Raw genomic sequence first — 18,283 nt, forward strand, 5'->3', positions numbered from 1 at the left:
ATTTATCAGTATATTTATAAAATTTTATGTTGTTAGCATAGGACTTCCATAAAATATGTCGAATAGTGGAATGTACAACTTAATTATATTAAATGTGAGGTAATCTATGAAAGATAATTCCGTCGAAGTTCAGTTAAATAGTGTAATATTCCAATTAAAAGAACATTATAATTTTGATTGGCTTATTAAATTAGGTACCGTATTTGCAGTTTTTGACCAGCAAGATTCAGGTAATATAAGTTTTGGTGTAGAAAAAGATGGGCATAAGAAATTTATCAAATACGCAGGAGCACAAACAATTGCATATGAAGGAACAACGGGTGATGCTATTGAAAGGCTAAAAAATTCAGTTACTATTTATGAAGATTTAAAGCATGAATCGCTCATAAAATTAATTGATCATTTTCCAGTTCAATCTGGATATGTATTAATTTTCGATTGGTTTGATGGTGAATGTCTTCATTCGCATTGGCGCTTCCCACCTCCTGAGAAATATAAAAATCCAAACTCTCCATTTTATAAATTTAGACATTTATCTGCTATAGAACGAGTTCATTCCTTACATTCCATTTTTTCTTTCCATACTTATGTAGAAAAGAAAAATTATGTAGCGATAGATTTTTATGACGGTAGTATTTTATATAATTTTAATACAAACGAAACAAAAATTTGTGATATAGATTTCTACAGTAAGAAACCTTACATAAATAAAATGGGCCGGCTATGGGGTTCCTCCCGTTTTATGTCACCAGAGGAATTTGAACTAAACGCAATAATTGATGAAAGAACAAATGTATTTAATATGGGAGCAATGGCTTTCTCACTCTTAGGCGGTGAAAAAGATCGTTCTTTTATAAAATGGGAAGCAAGTAAGGAATTATATGAGGTAGCGTATCGTGCTGTAAATGACAATCGGGCAGAACGGTATGCATCAGTTACAGAATTCTACGAAGCGTGGTTAAAAGCGGCTGATGCAGAAAAGATATAACCCTAAATTATTAAAAGAAATATAGAGTTTATACTATTATCATGTATAGCAAGAATGATTTTATGAGCATTTCATATTATTGTGTTCTAATTTTAAAACGAAATAAAAAGGACACCTATTCCTAAAACAGCTTTAATTGCTACTTTAATGAATTGTTGTCCTCTAGTTTTCTAGCCGGACTATATTCGAATGTTATTTTAAACATCCCAATAGTCACTATTAACATCATTAGTATATTTGCTGATTTCCTTCTCTTTCCCACACTTTTCACATTTATAATAACTAACTATCCCCATCTTACCAGTTCTAAAATCTTCATTGTCATAACTTTTATTAAGTTTATATCTATGTATACATTTAGGTTCTTTTAATTTATCAAACTAATTTCCTAACATAAATTAAATCCCTTTCCTCTCGAAAATATTCTTTTTATTCCCATCCCCTTAACCACACCTTAGAAAAGATTCACAATCAATGAAACGAGGTAGCTTGTTTTTCTATAAACAAAAGGATTATTTTATTAAGTTTTTCACAAGCTATATCTTTGAATTTTCAAACTTAAATGAACCTCTAGACACATACACCATATACTAATATAAATACTCCCTAAGAAAGAAGGTGAAAGCTATGCCATCTATTGTCGGAAATATGGTTGTACAAAATAGTAACGGTTCTTTCAACTTAGGTGATTTTTATAACGTTTCTCCAAAAGAAAATACAAAAGCTTATAATGGTTCGGGTTCATCTAATGTCGCTTTTGTTCTTAATACATTTAACGGTGTTAGTGCAACAAACACATTTGATTCTGATGTTGCCGACCAAAGCCAAGTTGGAACAGCCTAAATTTATTTATTTCCCTCTACACCTGAATAAAACCCAATATACCGTTAATAATGTATATACAGTTTCTGATTTCCCTTCATACCCGAAGGCTTAGCAGCTAGCTTTTGCTAGCTGCTTTTAGTTTTGCACCGAAGATAACTTATCAAAAGCACTAGGCACCTCTTATTCCCTGTCTTTAATTCATTTTATTAACTTATATTTCAATTTTTTGGTTAACAATTAAATATGCCCACGGGAAACATATTGAAACCTTTTCAATTTTTATTGTCTTTTGCAAAAAGATTGCTATAGACCCACTGTATATTGAACTGATAACATAAAAAATAATTAATAAAAGGTAGGGGGGATATGTAACAATGAATTCATCAAAAGTAGCTTTTTCGTCAGTATTAAGTAACACTTTTATCGTCATTTTAAAAGTTGTTATTGGTATTTTTACTGGTTCAGTAGCTATTCTTTCCGAAGCAATTCATTCCTCTTTAGATTTATTAGCTTCAATCATCGCTTTCTTTTCTGTCCGAATTTCAAATAAACCAGCGGATAAATTACATCCCTATGGACATGGAAAAGTAGAAAATATTTCTGGAACAATCGAAACATTATTAATTTTTATAGCTGGTTTTTGGATTATTTATGAATGTACCCTTAAATTGATACACCCCGAACCCATTCATCTCCCATTTTTAGGAATAGTTGTTATGTTGATTGGAGCACTCATCAATTTTGTAGTATCACGAATTGTTAACAGAACTGCTGAAAAAACAAATTCTATTGCAATGAAATCTAATGCACTACATTTACTCACTGATGTATACACTTCTTTAGGTGTTGCAATCAGCTTACTTTTAGTTAGTATAACAGAATGGTATTTCCTAGACCCAATCATTGGAATTATTTTAGCTGTTTATATCATGACTGAAGCCTTCGAATTAATGAAGGAGTCCTTTCCCCCATTAATTGATGCACGTTTATTACCAGTAGAGGAACAAAAAATCATAAAAATTATAGAATCTTATAGAGATGAATATATTGAGTTTCATGATTTTCGTTCAAGACGTTCTGGTCCAACTGAATACATAGATTTTCATCTTGTCGTTTCATCTCACTATAACATTGAAACTGCCCATGAATTATGTGATCGGATAGAGAAAAATATTAAGAAACAATTTAATCGTGCTCACATACTAATCCATTTAGAACCAGAACATGAAATTTTATTAAAATAACTAGAAACGCCATTAAAGGAATTAGGGATATTGTAGGTCGTGAAGGTACTACTCTCACGACCTACAAATATCTCTATAAAAGTAAGACTCATATCACCATCTCGCAGTCTAATAAAATAGCGTTTTTGTTGAATTTTTATTGAGTTTACATTGGCCTTTTGTTGATTTTTTCTTCACATTTAAAAGAAACAAACATATGGATATTGTATGTAGTCTCTCCGCTCATAGAGATCTACCTTTCTTATCAAAGAGCATGCTTATATGTGTGCTCCTTTTCGCTTATTATGAAATATCGTTTGGGTTAAAACTCCAACTCGCATCGTTTCTTTAATGACAGGCTCCATAAATTCACATAAGGAATACAATATTAAAAATTTACTCATGAAAATCTGATTACAACTTTTTGGATTTTTCTGTTTCATGAGACATTCATCTACCTTATTGAGAGCACATATACAAGTGTGCTCTTTTTATTAATAAAACTAATTCAAATAACTATTTTGTTAGGTTCTGCCCCATCCATTTTTTATACGTCTTTCCGCTAATCACATTTTTTTAGAAAATCCTATATTATTGAACAGAGTTATCGACTTTCAACTTGAAAATTTTCACTTTTGATGATGTAACCACCTATAATGGAAATATACTTTTTTTCAAAGGAGGTATCTAATGTATATATCAAATAAAATTGGCTTATTTAGCTGGATTGCAACTTGTCTATACTTTTTAATTGAACCTTTCTTTATTTTCACTTCTACAGCACCTTATAACTATTTGCATCATGCAATGAGTGATCTAGGTGTAACAACCTGCGGAGAATTCACCTACGAAATAGCTCCGTATGAAATATGCTCCCCTAATCATTTTGGGATGAATATACTCTTTATTGTTAATGGAATAACATTTTGTATTGGAGTACTATATATTTCACAACATCTAGAAAAAACAAGAATTAATAGAATAGCAACATTTTTTATACTTATAATAGGAATCTCTACTATAGTTTCAGGATTAATTCCTGCAGATGTAAACCTAATTGGACATTCCATTCTAGTTTGGATAGGCATGCTTACGGTATTTCCAGGACTATTTATTTTTGCTAAGAATCTTAAAAAAACTAGAAAATGGACATATTTCTGTTTACTAAGCTTAATAGTAATAACTATCCTTATCTCACTTGTTTTTCTTTTCCCCTTACCTGCAGGTCTACTACAAAGACTTTTTTACTTGGTTCTTTTCGTTTGGGGAACTGTATCAACCTATAAATTGATAAAATAAAGATTTTATTCAGACTTGCACATACACTGAAAACATACATAAAATTTAATTGCCGATACTTTTTAATATATCTTGGTCAAAGAGCGCTTTCCCATGCGGTCTTTTTTTCTGTTCAAATAAGGATTTTGTTTTAAACTTGCACATACACTCAAAACTTAAATAATATATATCGCTGTCACATTTTCGCTTTTTCGATATGAGTCTTGATCAAGGAACGCTTTCCTGGGCGTTCTTTTTCTATTCTTTTAACTCGCTTTCTATTCAAGTGATTATTTTATTGAGTTTTCAATCAAACTTCATTTCAAAATTCTCCGTTTCAAATGAACCTCTAGACACATACACCATATACTAATTTAAATACTCCCTAAGAAAGTAGGTGAAAGCTATGCCAGCTATTCTTGGAAACCTTGTCTTACAAACCAGTAACGGTTCTTTCAACTTAGGTGATTTTTATAACGTTTCTCCAAAAGCAAATACAAAATCTTATAATGGCTCGGGCGGTTCCAATGCCGCTTTTATCGTTAATAATTTTAATGGTGTTAGTGCAACGAATACATTTGATTCTGATGTTGCAGATCAAGATCAAGTAGTAGCAAATTAGGCTACTACTGAATAAAACACAACATTCCGTTAATAATGTATATACAGTTTCTGATTCCCCTTCATACCCGAAAGCTTAGCAGCTAGCTTTTACTAGCTGCTCTTTTTATGCTTTACACGAATAAATCTCTAAATTTCACCGATACTATATACGACTTTAAAAAGTCAGCTTTAAATTCTTCCCACTCTAGCTCTCTTGGTCGAGAGTCGAGCAGTTAGCTCTTGCTAGCTGCTCTTTTATTGAATAAATTTCTAAAAAGTGTTAACAATATAAGTACACCAAGGTTGAATACGAATGACCATTGTGTTCTTCTTATTCACCAGGGCAGTTAGCTTTTGCTAGCTGCTTTTTTGTTCTTATTTTCCTATTTGTTACATACATTTTTAACGTGTTCATTTTGTTCACTGAGTTATCTCCTATCTGTAGAGCAACCTGAGTGGTTGCTCTTTATAATTTTTTTCTGAATAGACCTTCAAATTATGTCCATACTATAAATACACTTGAGTTCTGAACTTCCTTCTTAATGTTTTTCTGAAGAGCGGTTAGCTTTTGCTAGCTGCTCTTTTGTATTAAATCTAAAATGAAATTTTGTTCTCATTTCCTTTTCACATCATATATTTCTAACCTGAACGTTCCGCTTAAAGAGTTACCTCCTTTCTTAAAGAGCACTTATGCATAGTACTTTTTTATTTTCCTTATTTCTACAAAATGAGGTTTTTATCAAAATAACTTTCGTATAACATTTCAAATCTGGCTTACACTATAACTGTAACTTTAAGTTACACATCCTAACTTGCAGGGCCTAATTTTCTTTTGTGTAACAGGTGGTTAGCTAATAAAGTTGACCACTTTGTTGCGCCAAATATTTTTTATTTCTCAATACTTAGCACCTGAAATGAATTCTCGTTTATTGATACTATATTGGTGACATTGATTTTCCTCATAGGCATTTTTGTAACGGACCTGTTCTCCCACAGCAGGTCCTTTTTTATTTATTTACTACTATAGCGTTTTTGTTGATTTTCCGTTGATATTATAAAAAAACTTCACCTTCTAATTAGACAAGCATATTGTATAGGGCAATCCAGTCCATACGTTCAATCCTGTTAATCTAAATGCACACTTATATGTGTACCCTTTTTTATTTAAATCCACTTTATTATTTTTATTACTATAAAAAATATATAGTTTCATACGAAATCAATAAAAAGAATATTCTATTCTGGATAATCTACATTGGGTAATACGATTGTGTTGGGTAATAAGGTTGTAAAGAATAATATGATTGTGCTGGGGTATAAGGTTGTAAAGAATAATATGATTGTGCTGGGGTATAAGGTTGTAAAGAATAATATGATTGTGCTGGGGTATAACTTTGTTGCGTGTGCTGTGATTGCAGCGCTTGTTGTTGTGCTTGTATAGCCTGATGAACTGCTTGAATAGTACTTTGTGCAGGCCCCGATCCTCCTAAAGGGCGCATTTGCGTTTTATTATAAAAAAAATCAAAAAACATCCTATATTCACCTCATCCTTTAAATATTTTGTCTTCCATCTTTCATACTATGAATATTTAATTACAATGGATAATACATGACGCTTTTCACCTTATAATTCTTGAATCTCTTTCTATTCAAATAACTAACTATTTTGTTTCAAGTTTTAACAACATATTTATGAAAATCATTCATATACTTTTATAGGTGTTGTCATTAGCGACATGGAGTGCTTTGGTCACGCACTCCTGTTTTTTTATGCAAAATAACTATTTTGTTAAGCTTTATCAATTCCTACATTCTCTTAATAAGTCCCGTATAATAATCTTTTCCAAATCATTGTGTTTCTCTCTGCAATACTACTTTTCTAAAGAATCCAACAAAATTTGACAAACATAGTCAACTATATTTGTTATGATGTTCTAGGTATTTCGCTTCTAAGACTTCGTACAGTTTAAATTTTGTTTAACCTATATCAAATATTGATAACTGGCCTTCGATTTCCACTACTTCCATCACAGGTTCCCCCTTTTGATTTGACTGAAATGCTATTCTTTATCCTTATACTCCATCTCCAAAAATTCAGCTAAATTAATCTCTTTCATTATCAATTCTTCTAGAAAGTAAAACGCTTCTTGTTCCCCTTCATTTTCTCTTACATTTTGAAACTGTAATTTTTGTTCTTCATCTAATTCAAATTTCACCTTTGCTTCTACAACCATCATTCATCCTCCTCACCTACTAAAATGAAGTTTTTATTTTCATTAACTTCGCTTAAAGTGAAATATTCATTTTTTCATTCACCGAAGTTCATAACATATTCTTTTCCTCTGGTATAATAATGATTAGGTGCCCCATGCGCATTTTATCTACTGGAAATAATACCTTTTACGCACTTAACTAATAGAAACTTCATTTCTACTACTTCTACAATAACAATTTTGTTCACTTGTTTGATACATTTATGAAACATTCACATGTTATCTTCAATATGTTCTATTCTTTTTGAAAAACCATGTGAGAATACCAAAACAAGAAGCCCTAGAGCCCTAACTCTAGGGCTTCTTGTTTTCAAATAAGGATTTTGTTAAATATTCAATTGAACCTTCTTACACTCTCCGTATTACTAGCCCATAAGATATTCAGAAACCGTATGAAATTGTAATACTAATGTAAGGTTTCTCAATATGAGCCAATGTATTTATGTAGTAAACTATTTATCGGCAATACATATAAAAGGAGAAACATTTATGACTTTTGAAGACGATCGTAAATTAGGCATTCAACAAGGGTGTATAGTAATAACAGATCAATCGCAATATCTTGTCGTTAAAAAGAATGAAAATTATTCTTTATTAAGCATCGCATCTGCGGAATGTATAAACTTTGAAGTTTCACTTGAACATCTTGAAGAAATGGTCCAAGTAGATTTAAAAGAAAAAATTCAAGATATCATTCCACCAGAGAATATTAAAATCGTAGCTCAAAACAGAATATAAAATGTATTGATGGTGCTCTTTTTTCATGAACAGTTTCAAATAACGATTTTATTATGTTTCCAAACTTACAGTAATGTCCTTAAAAAACATTCATATATATTTATCAGATGCACTTTTAAATCCCAGAGTATCAAATGCTTTTAAAAGTTAACTGACCAACAATATTCAACTTCTCTTTAAAAATAACTTAGATACAAAAAAGCTACGTTTTATATAGGATAAAAAATTATCTTACGCAAAGGAGCTTGATTATTTGTGAATTACCAAAATGATAATAACCCTAACATTCACAAACCTTGCACTTGTCCATCCCCCACGGCTAACAGTTTAAATGTTGTTCAAACTACCCCATCAATAGTTTCTGTAAATTCTGCGATTCCACTAGATACCGTGGTAAATTCTAATGGTACGGCAATCTCATTCACACCACCAACAACTGTTTTACTTGAAGGTGGAAGAACCTATTTGGCAATCTATGAAGTGCAAGTTATCATTCAACCAGGAGGTAATTCGGCAGGTATCACTATGTATCTTAATAATAATCCAATCATTGGCTCTGGTACTTCTCTGGGATATACTGCAGGATTCACTTCTGTATCAGCACCCGCTATTTTCACTACACCTTTAGGTATAACAAGTACTCTTACTGTTAATGTAGGACCATATTCTAATACATTAAATACATTGGGCTTAACTCTTGCTGTTGTAGCATTAACATAATAAAATGTAAAACTCTCTAAAATGATTTTATTTATCCCTTAACTGTCTATTGGGCTAGCCTCTAAGAACTCCACATAACTACATATAGAAAAAGAACATTATTTGGTTCCATAGTACTAGGTGACTCGGCTAGCACAATTGCTGAGTCACCTATTTATCTATAATAAAATAAAGCTTTTGTTTAATTTATTACTTGTTCTTTTTTATGCATTATTCTATTACAATCCATTTTCATGTTATAATTACCAACAGTACATATTTTAATAGGCACAACAAATTCCTATTATTTCTAAATGGATTAACAAATAAAAATACGTGTAAAAGAATTCAGTGTTTTACTGAATTCTTTTTATGGATCTTTCAAAATCTTTTACATCTTCCTTCATTCCTTCTTTTTAATAAACTTCAAATTTTATTACAATAACGCTTTTTTAAAATACAATCGCTTGCCTATAAACTTTGTAACCTTCATTTTCTTTCCTATGATTACAACATCCTCCTAACAACCAAGTATTGGTTATATATCCCATATGAACACCTCTATTTTATTGGCATATACTTTGAAGGAAAAAACATTTCACATTAAACATATACCTACAAAGTCAGTTGCTAATAATTTACCAAAAATTACTTAATATTCAATTTTTAAAAGGAGGTATTTATGAGATATAATCGAAAATCAAATTCCAAAAATCCGTGTGATAAATTTCAGCAACCCTGCTTTATTTCTATATCCCCTTGTGATCAAAGTAATTGCTGTACACCTGTTTTTTTCTCGAATTCTCAACAACAAGAATTATTACAAATAATAAATCAATTAAATCAAGCCATCCTTTCTTTTTTCACAACACCAAATCCAACAACTATACAAATACTCCAATCAGCATTACAGGCATTAAATGATTTATTAATAACAGTACAACCAAATACACCAAATAGAAATTTAGTTATAAGAACTATAAATCAATTAATTAATTCCTTACCTACTGCATCCCTCACTCAAATCTCAGCATTATTCCAATTTCTATTCCAAAGCTTGTCTTCACTTATAAGTTGTTCAAATATATCGGACCCCTTATTACAGCAAACATTCAACTTAATTTTACAAGGAATCTTAAATAGTTCGCTATTAAGTAACATCGGAATACCGGGGCCGACTGGAGCCACTGGACCTAGAGGATTTCCTGGACCTAGAGGCGCTCAGGGTTCTCAAGGTGTGCAAGGAATTCAGGGGCCGGAAGGACCAGAAGGACCGGAAGGACCTCAAGGTGTGCAAGGGATTCAGGGACCGGAAGGGCCGGAAGGACCGGAAGGACCTCAAGGCGTGCCAGGGATTCAGGGGCCGGAAGGACCACCGGGACCTCAAGGACTTCAAGGCGTACAAGGGATTCAAGGGCCTCCGGGACCACCGGGACCTACTGGTTCAGGGACCGGAATGGGAATTCCCGGACCACCGGGACCCACTGGACCTCAAGGTGTACAAGGAATTCAAGGACCTGAAGGGCCGGAAGGATCCACTGGACCTCAGGGTGTGCCAGGTATTCAAGGGCCGGAAGGACCACCGGGAACCACTGGACCTCAAGGTGTGTCAGGTATTCAAGGGCCGGAAGGACCACCGGGACCTACTGGACCTCAAGGTGTGCAAGGGATTCAAGGACCTGAAGGACCACCAGGACCTACTGGAGATTGTGATTGTCCACCGGGACCGACTGGACCTACCGGACCTGCATGTAATTTCCTAGTATATGCTACAAATGCAGGACTCATAGATGACCCTACAAATGATACAGTATCTGTAATTAACACCGGAACAAATATAGTAGTTGATACAATTACTGTAGGTAATGCACCACTTGAAGTAACCGTTTCACCAAATGGAGCTCGTGCCTATGTTACTAATATTTTTTCTAATACCGTTTCCGTTATTGATACTGCTACTAATGCCGTTATCGCTACCATTCCTGTTGGAACTAACCCAATAGGTGTAGCTGTTTCTCCAAATAACACAACTGTTTATGTTGGAAATCATGGCAATAATACTGTTTCTGTCATTAATGCGGCAACAAACACAGTTATTAATACCATTCCTGTTGGCATCGCTCCACAAGGAATTACTGTTTCCCCAAATGGTGCCCTTGCATATGTTGCAAACGAATTAAGCAACACAATTTCTGTCATTAATACTGCTACCAACACAGTTATTGCTACCATCCCTGTTGGCATTCGTCCTAGAATAATCGTGTTTACACTAGATGGTACTCGTGCGTATGTCACGAATCAAAACAGCAATACGGTTTCTGTTATTAACACCGCTACCAATGCAGTTATTAATACAATTAACGTAGGTACCGAACCTGTTGGCATAGATATTACACCGGGTGGAAACCTTATTTACGTTGTAAATAAAGTTAGCAATAATGTATCGGTAATAAATGTGGCGACAAATACTGTGATTGATACAATTTCTGTTGGTTTATCCCCTGATCAAGTAACCATCATACCTGATGGCACTCGAGCATATGTTACAAATCAAGCTAGTAATACTGTTTCCGTTATTGATATTGCTACGAATACTGTTATCACTAATGTCCCAGTAGGTGTCGCTCCAACCGGAATAGCTACTGGAACTATTTGTGAATAAAATAAAGAAGTGAAAGCCACAGATAGTTTTTATTAAAATTGATAGTATGTGATATTCTTTCTTTAACTACGTTCAAACAACCAGAATAAACCTCTATATTCTGTTAATATTCTTTTCTGTTTTGTCTTACAGAACCTGCAGATCAGCTAGCTGTTGTTAGCTGATCTCTTTCTATAAAACTCAAATCACATACCAATTAATTTACTAACATTGAATTTTTTAGAATTTAATAATAATATTTACCTATAAAACCATTACCCTTATTCAAAGAGCTATGAGCCTTTCCACTCATGACTCTTTTTTTTTACGATTTTCACTTCACATCTACGCGATTTTGACTAGCTTCTCGACTAAATCCGTCTGGGTATCTTTCTAAAAATAATCATTTTATCTTTTCAGTAAACTTAGTATCTACACGATCAACCTTACCGTTTATCTAAACCGCGACTTGCTCACCAAATCCGCTCATTGGTGGATTGACTACTGTCACATTCCCGTCCTGCACTATTAAAAGTTTGTTGCTACTAACATCAATTTCTACTTTTTTCATATGTCCATCTACCTTTTACTACCACATGTACTCAACAACATCAGTTTTAAAAGCCACCTCCCAAATAAACTCTTACTGGAATTACTACACGACCTAGCTCGTCCACTTTTCTTGAAACACCTGTTTTTTCATACCTTACTTTCCTTTAGTATTTTTATATTTATTTAGAATCTCATGCAAACGTTTCTTATTACCAATCAGTTCTGCTTATCAAGATTTAGATTTAATTAATTGTAATAAATCAGGTGGGGGGTTATGCAGAAATGCTTTCAGGGAAAAGTTTTATAAGGAAATAAAAAATGCAGCAGTGAAAAAAATTAAAATTCGTAATTTAAGACATCCACACGCAACTATACTATTGAAACAAGGAGTTAATCCTAAAATTATCAGTGAGAGATTAGGTCATACAGACATTTCATTAACTCTTAGGATTTATTCTCATGTTTTACCGAACATGCAGGAAGAAGGAGTAAAAAATTTTAGTAAAAGTATCTTTGGATAGCTAACGTTTGAAAAATGTTTGCATTTTATAACAAAAAGCCAAACAAATCTTGTATTAACAAGGTTTATTCACCTTAACATATGTTATTATGTATAATACATATGTTAAGTAAATTCAGAATAACGAGGCAAATATTATGGACTTTGTTTATATTAATCAAAACGTATTAAATAATCTTCTATACATTTTATGTAGTATATTTGTTTTTTATTTCATATATGATAGCGGGCGCTATTTAAAGAAATATAAAATACTACTGATTACCCTTTGTTCTAGTATCCCGCTTATTTTATGTATGCGATACCCTATCTATATGGATGAAAGTTGTATTCATGATTTAAGACAAATTCCGGTCATAATAGGTACGCTTTATGGTGGATTCCCTGTCGGTATCATATTGTTTACAATTTTATTAATTACAAGATTTTTATTTTATGGCTTTAACATGCTGACCGTTGTTGTTTACGGAATAATGTTCATCGTTACAGCACTCGCATCTTCAAAATTTAATACATATAATAGAAAACTTAAAGTAGCTTTTTCCATGTTTTTAACCTTTTTCCTAGCCATATTTACAACTTTAATTGTATTAACTTTATCAGATTTTGAAGTGAATAATTTGTATATTATTTATTTCATGGTATTACCGACTACTTTGATGTTATTTATTGTTTATATAAATGAAGTTATAAAAGATGCTGTATTAATGCGCTCAAAATTAATTAAAATGGAAAAAATGGAGATTGTTAGCCAACTCGCTGCAAGTATATCGCACGAAGTAAGGAATCCCTTAACGGTTGTAAAAGGATTTACACAGCTTTTAAAAACACCAAATTTAACTCCTGAGTCAAGAGACGAATATATTAAACATATACTTGAAGAGTTAAATCGTGCCCAAGAAATTATCGATGATTATTTAACGTTTGCCAAACCTGCTCCAGAAAAATTAGATCAAATTTCAATAAAACAAGAGTTAAATCGGGTTATTAATATGATATTGCCATTGTGTAATATGAATACGATACATATTACACAGGATTTTTCTGAGGCAACCATTGTTGGTAATAAACAGCACTTTCAACAATGTTTTTTAAACTTAATAAAGAACAGTATTGAAGCAATGCCTAATGGTGGTACCTTAAATATTTCCTCATCTATCAATAATAGTAAAGTTGAAATACGAATTGAAGATAGCGGAGTTGGAATGTCACAGGAGCAAATACATCGATTCGGTGAACCGTATTTTAGTACAAAAACAAAAGGAACCGGTTTAGGTACGATGGTTGCTGTTAAGATTATTGAGACGATGCATGGAAGTTTAAAAATTCGAAGTATCGTTAGTAAAGGAACGACTTTAACGATTACGTTCCCGAAATATAATAAGAATACGCATTAAAACAAATAAAAAAGGAGCATAGTCGCTCCTTTTTTATTTGTTTCGATACATAAGTATCTTCAATGTTTTTTTAGTTTACATTTGTGAAGACTAATTAAAAATTAGTATCCTCCGCCCCAGCAGCTGCATCCTACAATTATTAATAGAATGAATAACACAACTAGTAAAGCAAAACCTCCACCAAAACCACAAGAACCACCGTAACTCATATTTTCTCCTCCTTTTGGTTTGAAAACTAATAGGTAGTTGATCATTTTAACTGGTTCGTATTATACATTATGTATATATCCCTTTTTTGAGCATGTCTACATAAAAATAAGTAAAAGCACTCGTTTAAAGAGTGCTTTAAAATGGATACCAAAAGTTTTGAAATACGTTTAATTTTAAATATACCGCAACAATAAATATGAAAATACCGGCAAATAAAGCGATGAAATCTTCACGTTTCGCCTTACTTGTATAAAACCAGGTACGTTTATCCTTCTTTCCAAATCCTCTTAAATCCATTGCATTTGAAACCGTATCTATTCTTTCTAGAGAATGAATGATTAGTGGCCAGAAAATTAAAACACGGTTCTTCATACGAACCCATAAACTTGCTTCTCCTTTTTCAAAAGCCACTCCTCTCGCTTCTTGCGCGTGTTTAATAATTTTATACTCAGACTGGATGTCAGGAATATAACGTAGTGCAATATTTATTGCATAAGTAATCTTATAATGAATACCAAGTTTACTTAAGCTACTTACAAATTCGCTTGGATCTGTCGTGTAAATAAAAAGAAGTGTAAATGGTAATAACGTAAAATACTTTAATGAAAGTGTAGCTGCATAAAATAATGTTTCATATGTAATCGTTGCATATCCAACATGTAAAAACGCGGTATATGATTCAGTTAATTCAGATCCATGAGTTGGTGTAATCAATAAAATCATGACAGAGTTTAATAAACTAAATGTAAATATGACACTAAAAACAATTAAAATTTTACGAAATGGAATTTTAGCAATGCTGAGCCCGATACACCCAATAATAAATAATATTAGCAACACCCGAAAATCAAAAAACAAAAAAGTAAGCGTCATACAAAAAATAAATAAAAACAATTTCACTATCCCATCCATACGATGAAAATATGTACTATGCACCTTCCTCCCTCCTATTACTGTCTAAATAAAGCTCCATAAATTTTTCTGGACATGCAATCCCACTAAATTTAACAAGCTTGTTTAAAGAACTCTCTCTTAAGTTGGCTCTTTGTAACGTTTCTTGATCGCCTAATACATCAAACACTGTATTATCCGCAATAATTTTCCCTTCATGTAGAACTACTGCACGGTCTGTATATTCTAGCGCGAGATTCATATCGTGAGTGATAAAAACAAATGAAATTCCCTTTTTAGCTAGGTTTTTAATAAAAGACATAAATTGTTTATAGTGATAATAATCTTGTCCCGCTGTCGGTTCATCTAATATGATAAGTTTAGGATTTGTTGTTAATACAGATGCGATTGTTAATCTCTTTTTTTGCCCATAGCTTAGTGCTTGAATTGGCCAATTACGAAATGGATATAAACCACAAATTTTTAAAGTTCCTTCTACTCTATTCTTAATTTCTTCCTTAGAAAAATTATGTAATGTTAATGTAAATGAAACTTCTTCAAAAACAGTAGGCTGTGTAATCATATGATTTGGATTTTGCATCACGTAAGATATGATTTCCCCACGTTTACGAATAGACCAAGAACTAATATCTTCACCTTTTAACAAGATTTTCCCATTTTTCATTTTGTTTATGCCTATAAGACTATGAGCTAATGTTGATTTCCCTGCTCCATTATGTCCTAACAGTGCCACAATTTCTCCTTCATATATTGAAAGGTTTACATTTTCTAATACTTTTTGTTTATTAGAGTATGAAAATGATAAATTCTCCACTTTAAGTAATTCCTTGTTTTTAGTATTCCCTTTTAATATGACTTGTTTCTCCATCCACTCTTTTATAACGTTGCTTACCTTTTCTTTTTGAAGGTTTTCCATTGGATATATTACGTCATTATTACTATCAAAATGTAATCTCTTTAATGCTTCGATGTAAATAGGCTCTCTTAAGCCGATACGTGGTAATATATTTGACGCTAAGATTTCTTTTGGTGTTCCTATCGCAATGACTTTACCTTCATCAATTAATATAACTTTGTCTAAATCCAGGTTTAAAATTTCTTCTATTCTATGTTCGATAATAACAATCGTTTTATTATATTGTTCATGTATATCTTTCATAAGTTTTATCGTATGTAAGGCGCTTAGTGGATCTAAATTAGCTAACGGTTCATCGAACAATAATATATCCGCATTTGTTGTTAATAAACCCGCTAGAGAAACTGTTTGCTTTTGACCTCCTGATAATTCATGTGGACTTTGTTTATGAAACGTATGCATCTTCACCTTTCTTAATGAGTCCGAAACAATCTTTTTCATGTCATCTTGCTTTACACATTCATTTTCTAAATAAAAAGCTACATCTTCCTCTACTGTCAGACCAATAAATTGAGCATCTTGATCTTGCAAAATTGTTCCTACCTGTTTACTTTGTTCAAAAATACTTCCTTCCCTCGGATCTTTACCGGCAATTAAAACGTTACCTGTACTATTCCCTTCGTAAGAAAATGGGATTAGCCCATTTATACAATGAGCTAATGTCGACTTTCCTGAGCCACTTCGTCCAGCAATTAGCACTTTTTCCCCAGGGTATATATGAAAGGTAATATCACTTAAAGTAGGCTGCACAGCATGCCCATATTGAAAGGTGAATTGTTCAAACGAAATAATTGGTTGCATGTTAACATCCCTACTTTTCAATTTTTAAATGTGTATGTTTCTTATTGGATTTCGCCAAACCAATTGTAAGTGGCAATCCAAGTACTAAGAAAACGATGACATCGGAAATTGTTGCTCCTAATACTTGTATAACAATTTTGTCAAATGGTTCTCCCATCACAATAATATCGAATGCCCCAGCAAATATAATAGCAATGACAATACCAACTAGCCCAGTAATTGCTAAATAAGAAATATCCCCCTTGTTAAATGACCCGTTTTTCACACTAAAACCAACTCTTTTTTGAATAAGCCCCATTGAAAAACCAATAATACCTGAACTAATAACCCAGCCCCACCAAATACCCCAGCCAGCAATCGTATCTGTTACGGTATGACCGATAAGTCCGATTAACAGTCCTGCCACTGGACCAAATAATGCTCCAAAAACAGTTAATATAGCTAATGCTGGTTTAATAAATGTATTCGGTGCAATAGAAAATCCCCAAAGTCCTAATATCCCGTATAATGCTGCTCCAATACCGATTGCTACTACTAACTTTGTTGATAATTTGTTCATGACAATTCCCCTCTCATATTAGTCAACTTTTATTACTCTATATTTAATTTAAAAATGAATTATGCATCGACACTCCCTTTCTATACAACAAAAAAATGACCTCTTACATAAGAGGTCATTTTCTTTCACATTCAAGAATCCTCTTATCTTTCAAAAAACACATCGTGTCCTCTGCGGAATTAGCACCTTCCTATAAAATTGCATAGGGGTTGCTGAGGTTTCTTAGGGCCGTTCCCTCCACCTCTCTGGATAAGTATTAATTTGTAATTCGTATTATGGCACTAAAGAATGTAAATTTCAACACTTTTCTTACTATTTTTATTTTTTGTTAAATAGATCATTTAAATCATTGTATTCTTATCGGAATTATGAAATAATAAATTCAAAATCGTTTCGGGAGGAATGCATTATGAAAGTTATTGGTTTGATTGGAGGATTAAGTTGGGAATCTACATCATTATACTATAAACATATTAATACACTTACACTCTCTCAATACGATCAAAATGCAAAGTTAGTTTTATATAGTATGGACTTTGGTGAAGTAACTACTTTATTACAAAACCATCAATATGAAGAAGTGAAAAATGAACTAGTTACAGTTGCAAAGAAAGTTGAAAAATCTGGGGCTGAATGTTTATTAATGTGTTCAAATACCGTACATCTATTTGCCGAGGAAGTAGAACAAGCAATATCTATCCCGCTTCTTCACATTGGTGATGTAAGTGCTAAAGAAATGGTAGAACAGAGTATAAAACGTATCGGACTATTAGGAACAAAACAAACGATGGAGCAAGATTTCTATAAATCACGATTAGCGAAATATAACATTGAGACAATTATCCCAAATGAAGAGGAAAGAACCTTTATCCACCATGTCATATTAGATGAATTAAGTAGAGGGATCATTTCAGAAACATCTAAAGAAAAGTTATTACAAATTACAAAATCATTAATTCAAAACGGCGCTGAAGGTATATTATTAGGCTGTACTGAAATACCTTTACTTATCTCCCAAAATGATCTTACTGTTCCCGTTTTTGATACTGCTTTTTTACACGCAAATACTGCTGTGCAATTTGCTGGATAAGAATATACAAGCATAAAGGTGAGAACCTCTATGCTTGTATACAGTTACGACTATTTAT

At 32.6% G+C, this 18,283-nt stretch carries 17 protein-coding genes, 1 pseudogene and 1 riboswitch; of the genes and pseudogenes, 11 read left to right on the forward strand and 7 right to left on the reverse strand.

Features of this window, described 5'->3' with window-relative positions:
- The first annotated feature begins 106 nt into the window (after positions 1-106).
- From B9A45_RS16355 to B9A45_RS16380, 5 genes are all read left to right on the forward strand, one after another.
- Entirely contained in the window at positions 107-988 is an 882-nt protein-coding gene (locus tag B9A45_RS16355) for a protein kinase domain-containing protein (protein WP_084064258.1), read from the forward strand.
- A gap of 627 nt (positions 989-1,615) precedes the next feature.
- Positions 1,616-1,831, forward strand: a complete 216-nt coding sequence (locus B9A45_RS16365; protein WP_001139346.1) for a spore germination protein — start codon at positions 1,616-1,618, stop codon at positions 1,829-1,831.
- Positions 1,832-2,187: 356 nt separating this feature from the next.
- Positions 2,188-3,057: a cation diffusion facilitator family transporter gene (locus B9A45_RS16370; protein ID WP_016110071.1), complete on the forward strand. Its 870-nt coding sequence runs from the start codon at positions 2,188-2,190 to the stop codon at positions 3,055-3,057.
- Positions 3,058-3,726: 669 nt separating this feature from the next.
- A complete protein-coding gene (locus B9A45_RS16375) occupies positions 3,727-4,335 on the forward strand; it encodes a DUF998 domain-containing protein (protein ID WP_000275956.1) in 609 nt (202 codons plus the stop codon).
- 385 nt (positions 4,336-4,720) lie between these two features.
- On the forward strand, positions 4,721-4,936 hold the full coding sequence (locus B9A45_RS16380; protein ID WP_001110933.1) for a spore germination protein: 216 nt from the start codon (positions 4,721-4,723) through the stop codon (positions 4,934-4,936).
- 1,231 nt (positions 4,937-6,167) lie between these two features.
- On the opposite strand, the gene B9A45_RS16385 is transcribed toward B9A45_RS16380, so the two are convergent.
- Together B9A45_RS16385 and B9A45_RS32205 are read right to left on the reverse strand one after the other, a co-directional pair.
- Positions 6,168-6,449, reverse strand: coding sequence for a DUF3947 family protein (locus B9A45_RS16385; protein ID WP_084064259.1), 282 nt, complete (start codon positions 6,447-6,449; stop codon positions 6,168-6,170).
- Between the two features lie 528 nt (positions 6,450-6,977).
- Complete coding sequence (locus tag B9A45_RS32205; RefSeq protein WP_016110069.1) at positions 6,978-7,151, reverse strand: hypothetical protein; 174 nt, start codon at positions 7,149-7,151, stop codon at positions 6,978-6,980.
- 528 nt (positions 7,152-7,679) lie between these two features.
- Here B9A45_RS32205 and B9A45_RS16390 point away from each other — a divergent pair.
- The 3 genes from B9A45_RS16390 to B9A45_RS16400 all read left to right on the forward strand — a co-directional run bounded on the left by B9A45_RS16390 (position 7,680) and on the right by B9A45_RS16400 (position 11,289).
- A complete protein-coding gene (locus B9A45_RS16390) occupies positions 7,680-7,928 on the forward strand; it encodes a hypothetical protein (RefSeq protein WP_000141879.1) in 249 nt (82 codons plus the stop codon).
- A gap of 255 nt (positions 7,929-8,183) precedes the next feature.
- Positions 8,184-8,648, forward strand: a complete 465-nt coding sequence (locus B9A45_RS16395; protein WP_001109240.1) for a hypothetical protein — start codon at positions 8,184-8,186, stop codon at positions 8,646-8,648.
- Positions 8,649-9,309: 661 nt separating this feature from the next.
- Positions 9,310-11,289, forward strand: a complete 1,980-nt coding sequence (locus B9A45_RS16400) for a YVTN family beta-propeller repeat protein (protein WP_084064260.1) — start codon at positions 9,310-9,312, stop codon at positions 11,287-11,289.
- Between the two features lie 436 nt (positions 11,290-11,725).
- Here the strand turns inward: B9A45_RS16400 and B9A45_RS16410 are convergent, their stop codons facing one another.
- Positions 11,726-11,839 (reverse strand): DUF3954 domain-containing protein, encoded by a 114-nt coding sequence (locus B9A45_RS16410; RefSeq protein WP_000754943.1) that lies wholly within the window; start codon positions 11,837-11,839, stop codon positions 11,726-11,728.
- A gap of 202 nt (positions 11,840-12,041) precedes the next feature.
- Here B9A45_RS16410 and B9A45_RS16415 point away from each other — a divergent pair.
- A pseudogene (locus tag B9A45_RS16415) lies at positions 12,042-12,341 on the forward strand (tyrosine-type recombinase/integrase); the annotation flags it as partial.
- A gap of 136 nt (positions 12,342-12,477) precedes the next feature.
- Complete coding sequence (locus B9A45_RS16420) at positions 12,478-13,737, forward strand: sensor histidine kinase (protein ID WP_000348327.1); 1,260 nt, start codon at positions 12,478-12,480, stop codon at positions 13,735-13,737.
- A gap of 101 nt (positions 13,738-13,838) precedes the next feature.
- On the opposite strand, the gene B9A45_RS16425 is transcribed toward B9A45_RS16420, so the two are convergent.
- The 4 genes from B9A45_RS16425 to B9A45_RS16440 all read right to left on the reverse strand — a co-directional run bounded on the left by B9A45_RS16425 (position 13,839) and on the right by B9A45_RS16440 (position 17,135).
- The gene (locus B9A45_RS16425; RefSeq protein ID WP_000120182.1) at positions 13,839-13,946 is read right to left on the reverse strand and encodes a YjcZ family sporulation protein; all 108 of its coding nucleotides are present in this window, start codon (positions 13,944-13,946) and stop codon (positions 13,839-13,841) included.
- Positions 13,947-14,082: 136 nt separating this feature from the next.
- Entirely contained in the window at positions 14,083-14,883 is an 801-nt protein-coding gene (locus tag B9A45_RS16430) for an energy-coupling factor transporter transmembrane component T family protein (protein WP_000556363.1), read from the reverse strand.
- A complete protein-coding gene (locus tag B9A45_RS16435) occupies positions 14,876-16,576 on the reverse strand; it encodes an ABC transporter ATP-binding protein (RefSeq protein ID WP_084064261.1) in 1,701 nt (566 codons plus the stop codon). Before B9A45_RS16435 ends, B9A45_RS16430 begins: the two co-directional genes overlap by 8 nt.
- Positions 16,577-16,586: 10 nt before the next feature.
- Complete coding sequence (locus B9A45_RS16440) at positions 16,587-17,135, reverse strand: ECF-type riboflavin transporter substrate-binding protein (protein ID WP_001038210.1); 549 nt, start codon at positions 17,133-17,135, stop codon at positions 16,587-16,589.
- A 140-nt stretch (positions 17,136-17,275) separates the two neighbouring features.
- Positions 17,276-17,391: riboswitch (SAM riboswitch) on the reverse strand.
- A gap of 153 nt (positions 17,392-17,544) precedes the next feature.
- On the opposite strand from B9A45_RS16440, the gene B9A45_RS16445 reads away from it, so the two are divergent.
- Positions 17,545-18,225, forward strand: a complete 681-nt coding sequence (locus tag B9A45_RS16445; RefSeq protein ID WP_000864399.1) for an aspartate/glutamate racemase family protein — start codon at positions 17,545-17,547, stop codon at positions 18,223-18,225.
- Positions 18,226-18,283 lie beyond the last annotated feature (58 nt).

The organism is Bacillus sp. JKS001846 (assembly GCF_900176455.1).
Classification (GTDB): domain Bacteria; phylum Bacillota; class Bacilli; order Bacillales; family Bacillaceae_G; genus Bacillus_A; species Bacillus_A cereus.

Excerpts from the sequence above, each read along its gene's own strand:
- B9A45_RS16355 (WP_084064258.1), top strand. The coding sequence starts at position 107 with ATGAAAGATAATTCCGTCGAAGTTCAGTTAAATAGTGTAATATTCCAA.
- B9A45_RS16365 (WP_001139346.1), top strand. The coding sequence starts at position 1,616 with ATGCCATCTATTGTCGGAAATATGGTTGTACAAAATAGTAACGGTTCT.
- B9A45_RS16370 (WP_016110071.1), top strand. The coding sequence starts at position 2,188 with ATGAATTCATCAAAAGTAGCTTTTTCGTCAGTATTAAGTAACACTTTT.
- B9A45_RS16375 (WP_000275956.1), top strand. The coding sequence starts at position 3,727 with ATGTATATATCAAATAAAATTGGCTTATTTAGCTGGATTGCAACTTGT.
- B9A45_RS16380 (WP_001110933.1), top strand. The coding sequence starts at position 4,721 with ATGCCAGCTATTCTTGGAAACCTTGTCTTACAAACCAGTAACGGTTCT.
- B9A45_RS16385 (WP_084064259.1), bottom strand. The coding sequence starts at position 6,449 with ATGTTTTTTGATTTTTTTTATAATAAAACGCAAATGCGCCCTTTAGGA.
- B9A45_RS32205 (WP_016110069.1), bottom strand. The coding sequence starts at position 7,151 with ATGGTTGTAGAAGCAAAGGTGAAATTTGAATTAGATGAAGAACAAAAA.
- B9A45_RS16390 (WP_000141879.1), top strand. The coding sequence starts at position 7,680 with ATGACTTTTGAAGACGATCGTAAATTAGGCATTCAACAAGGGTGTATA.
- B9A45_RS16400 (WP_084064260.1), top strand. The coding sequence starts at position 9,310 with ATGAGATATAATCGAAAATCAAATTCCAAAAATCCGTGTGATAAATTT.
- B9A45_RS16410 (WP_000754943.1), bottom strand. The coding sequence starts at position 11,839 with ATGAAAAAAGTAGAAATTGATGTTAGTAGCAACAAACTTTTAATAGTG.
- B9A45_RS16420 (WP_000348327.1), top strand. The coding sequence starts at position 12,478 with ATGGACTTTGTTTATATTAATCAAAACGTATTAAATAATCTTCTATAC.
- B9A45_RS16425 (WP_000120182.1), bottom strand. The coding sequence starts at position 13,946 with ATGAGTTACGGTGGTTCTTGTGGTTTTGGTGGAGGTTTTGCTTTACTA.
- B9A45_RS16435 (WP_084064261.1), bottom strand. The coding sequence starts at position 16,576 with ATGCAACCAATTATTTCGTTTGAACAATTCACCTTTCAATATGGGCAT.
- B9A45_RS16440 (WP_001038210.1), bottom strand. The coding sequence starts at position 17,135 with ATGAACAAATTATCAACAAAGTTAGTAGTAGCAATCGGTATTGGAGCA.
- B9A45_RS16445 (WP_000864399.1), top strand. The coding sequence starts at position 17,545 with ATGAAAGTTATTGGTTTGATTGGAGGATTAAGTTGGGAATCTACATCA.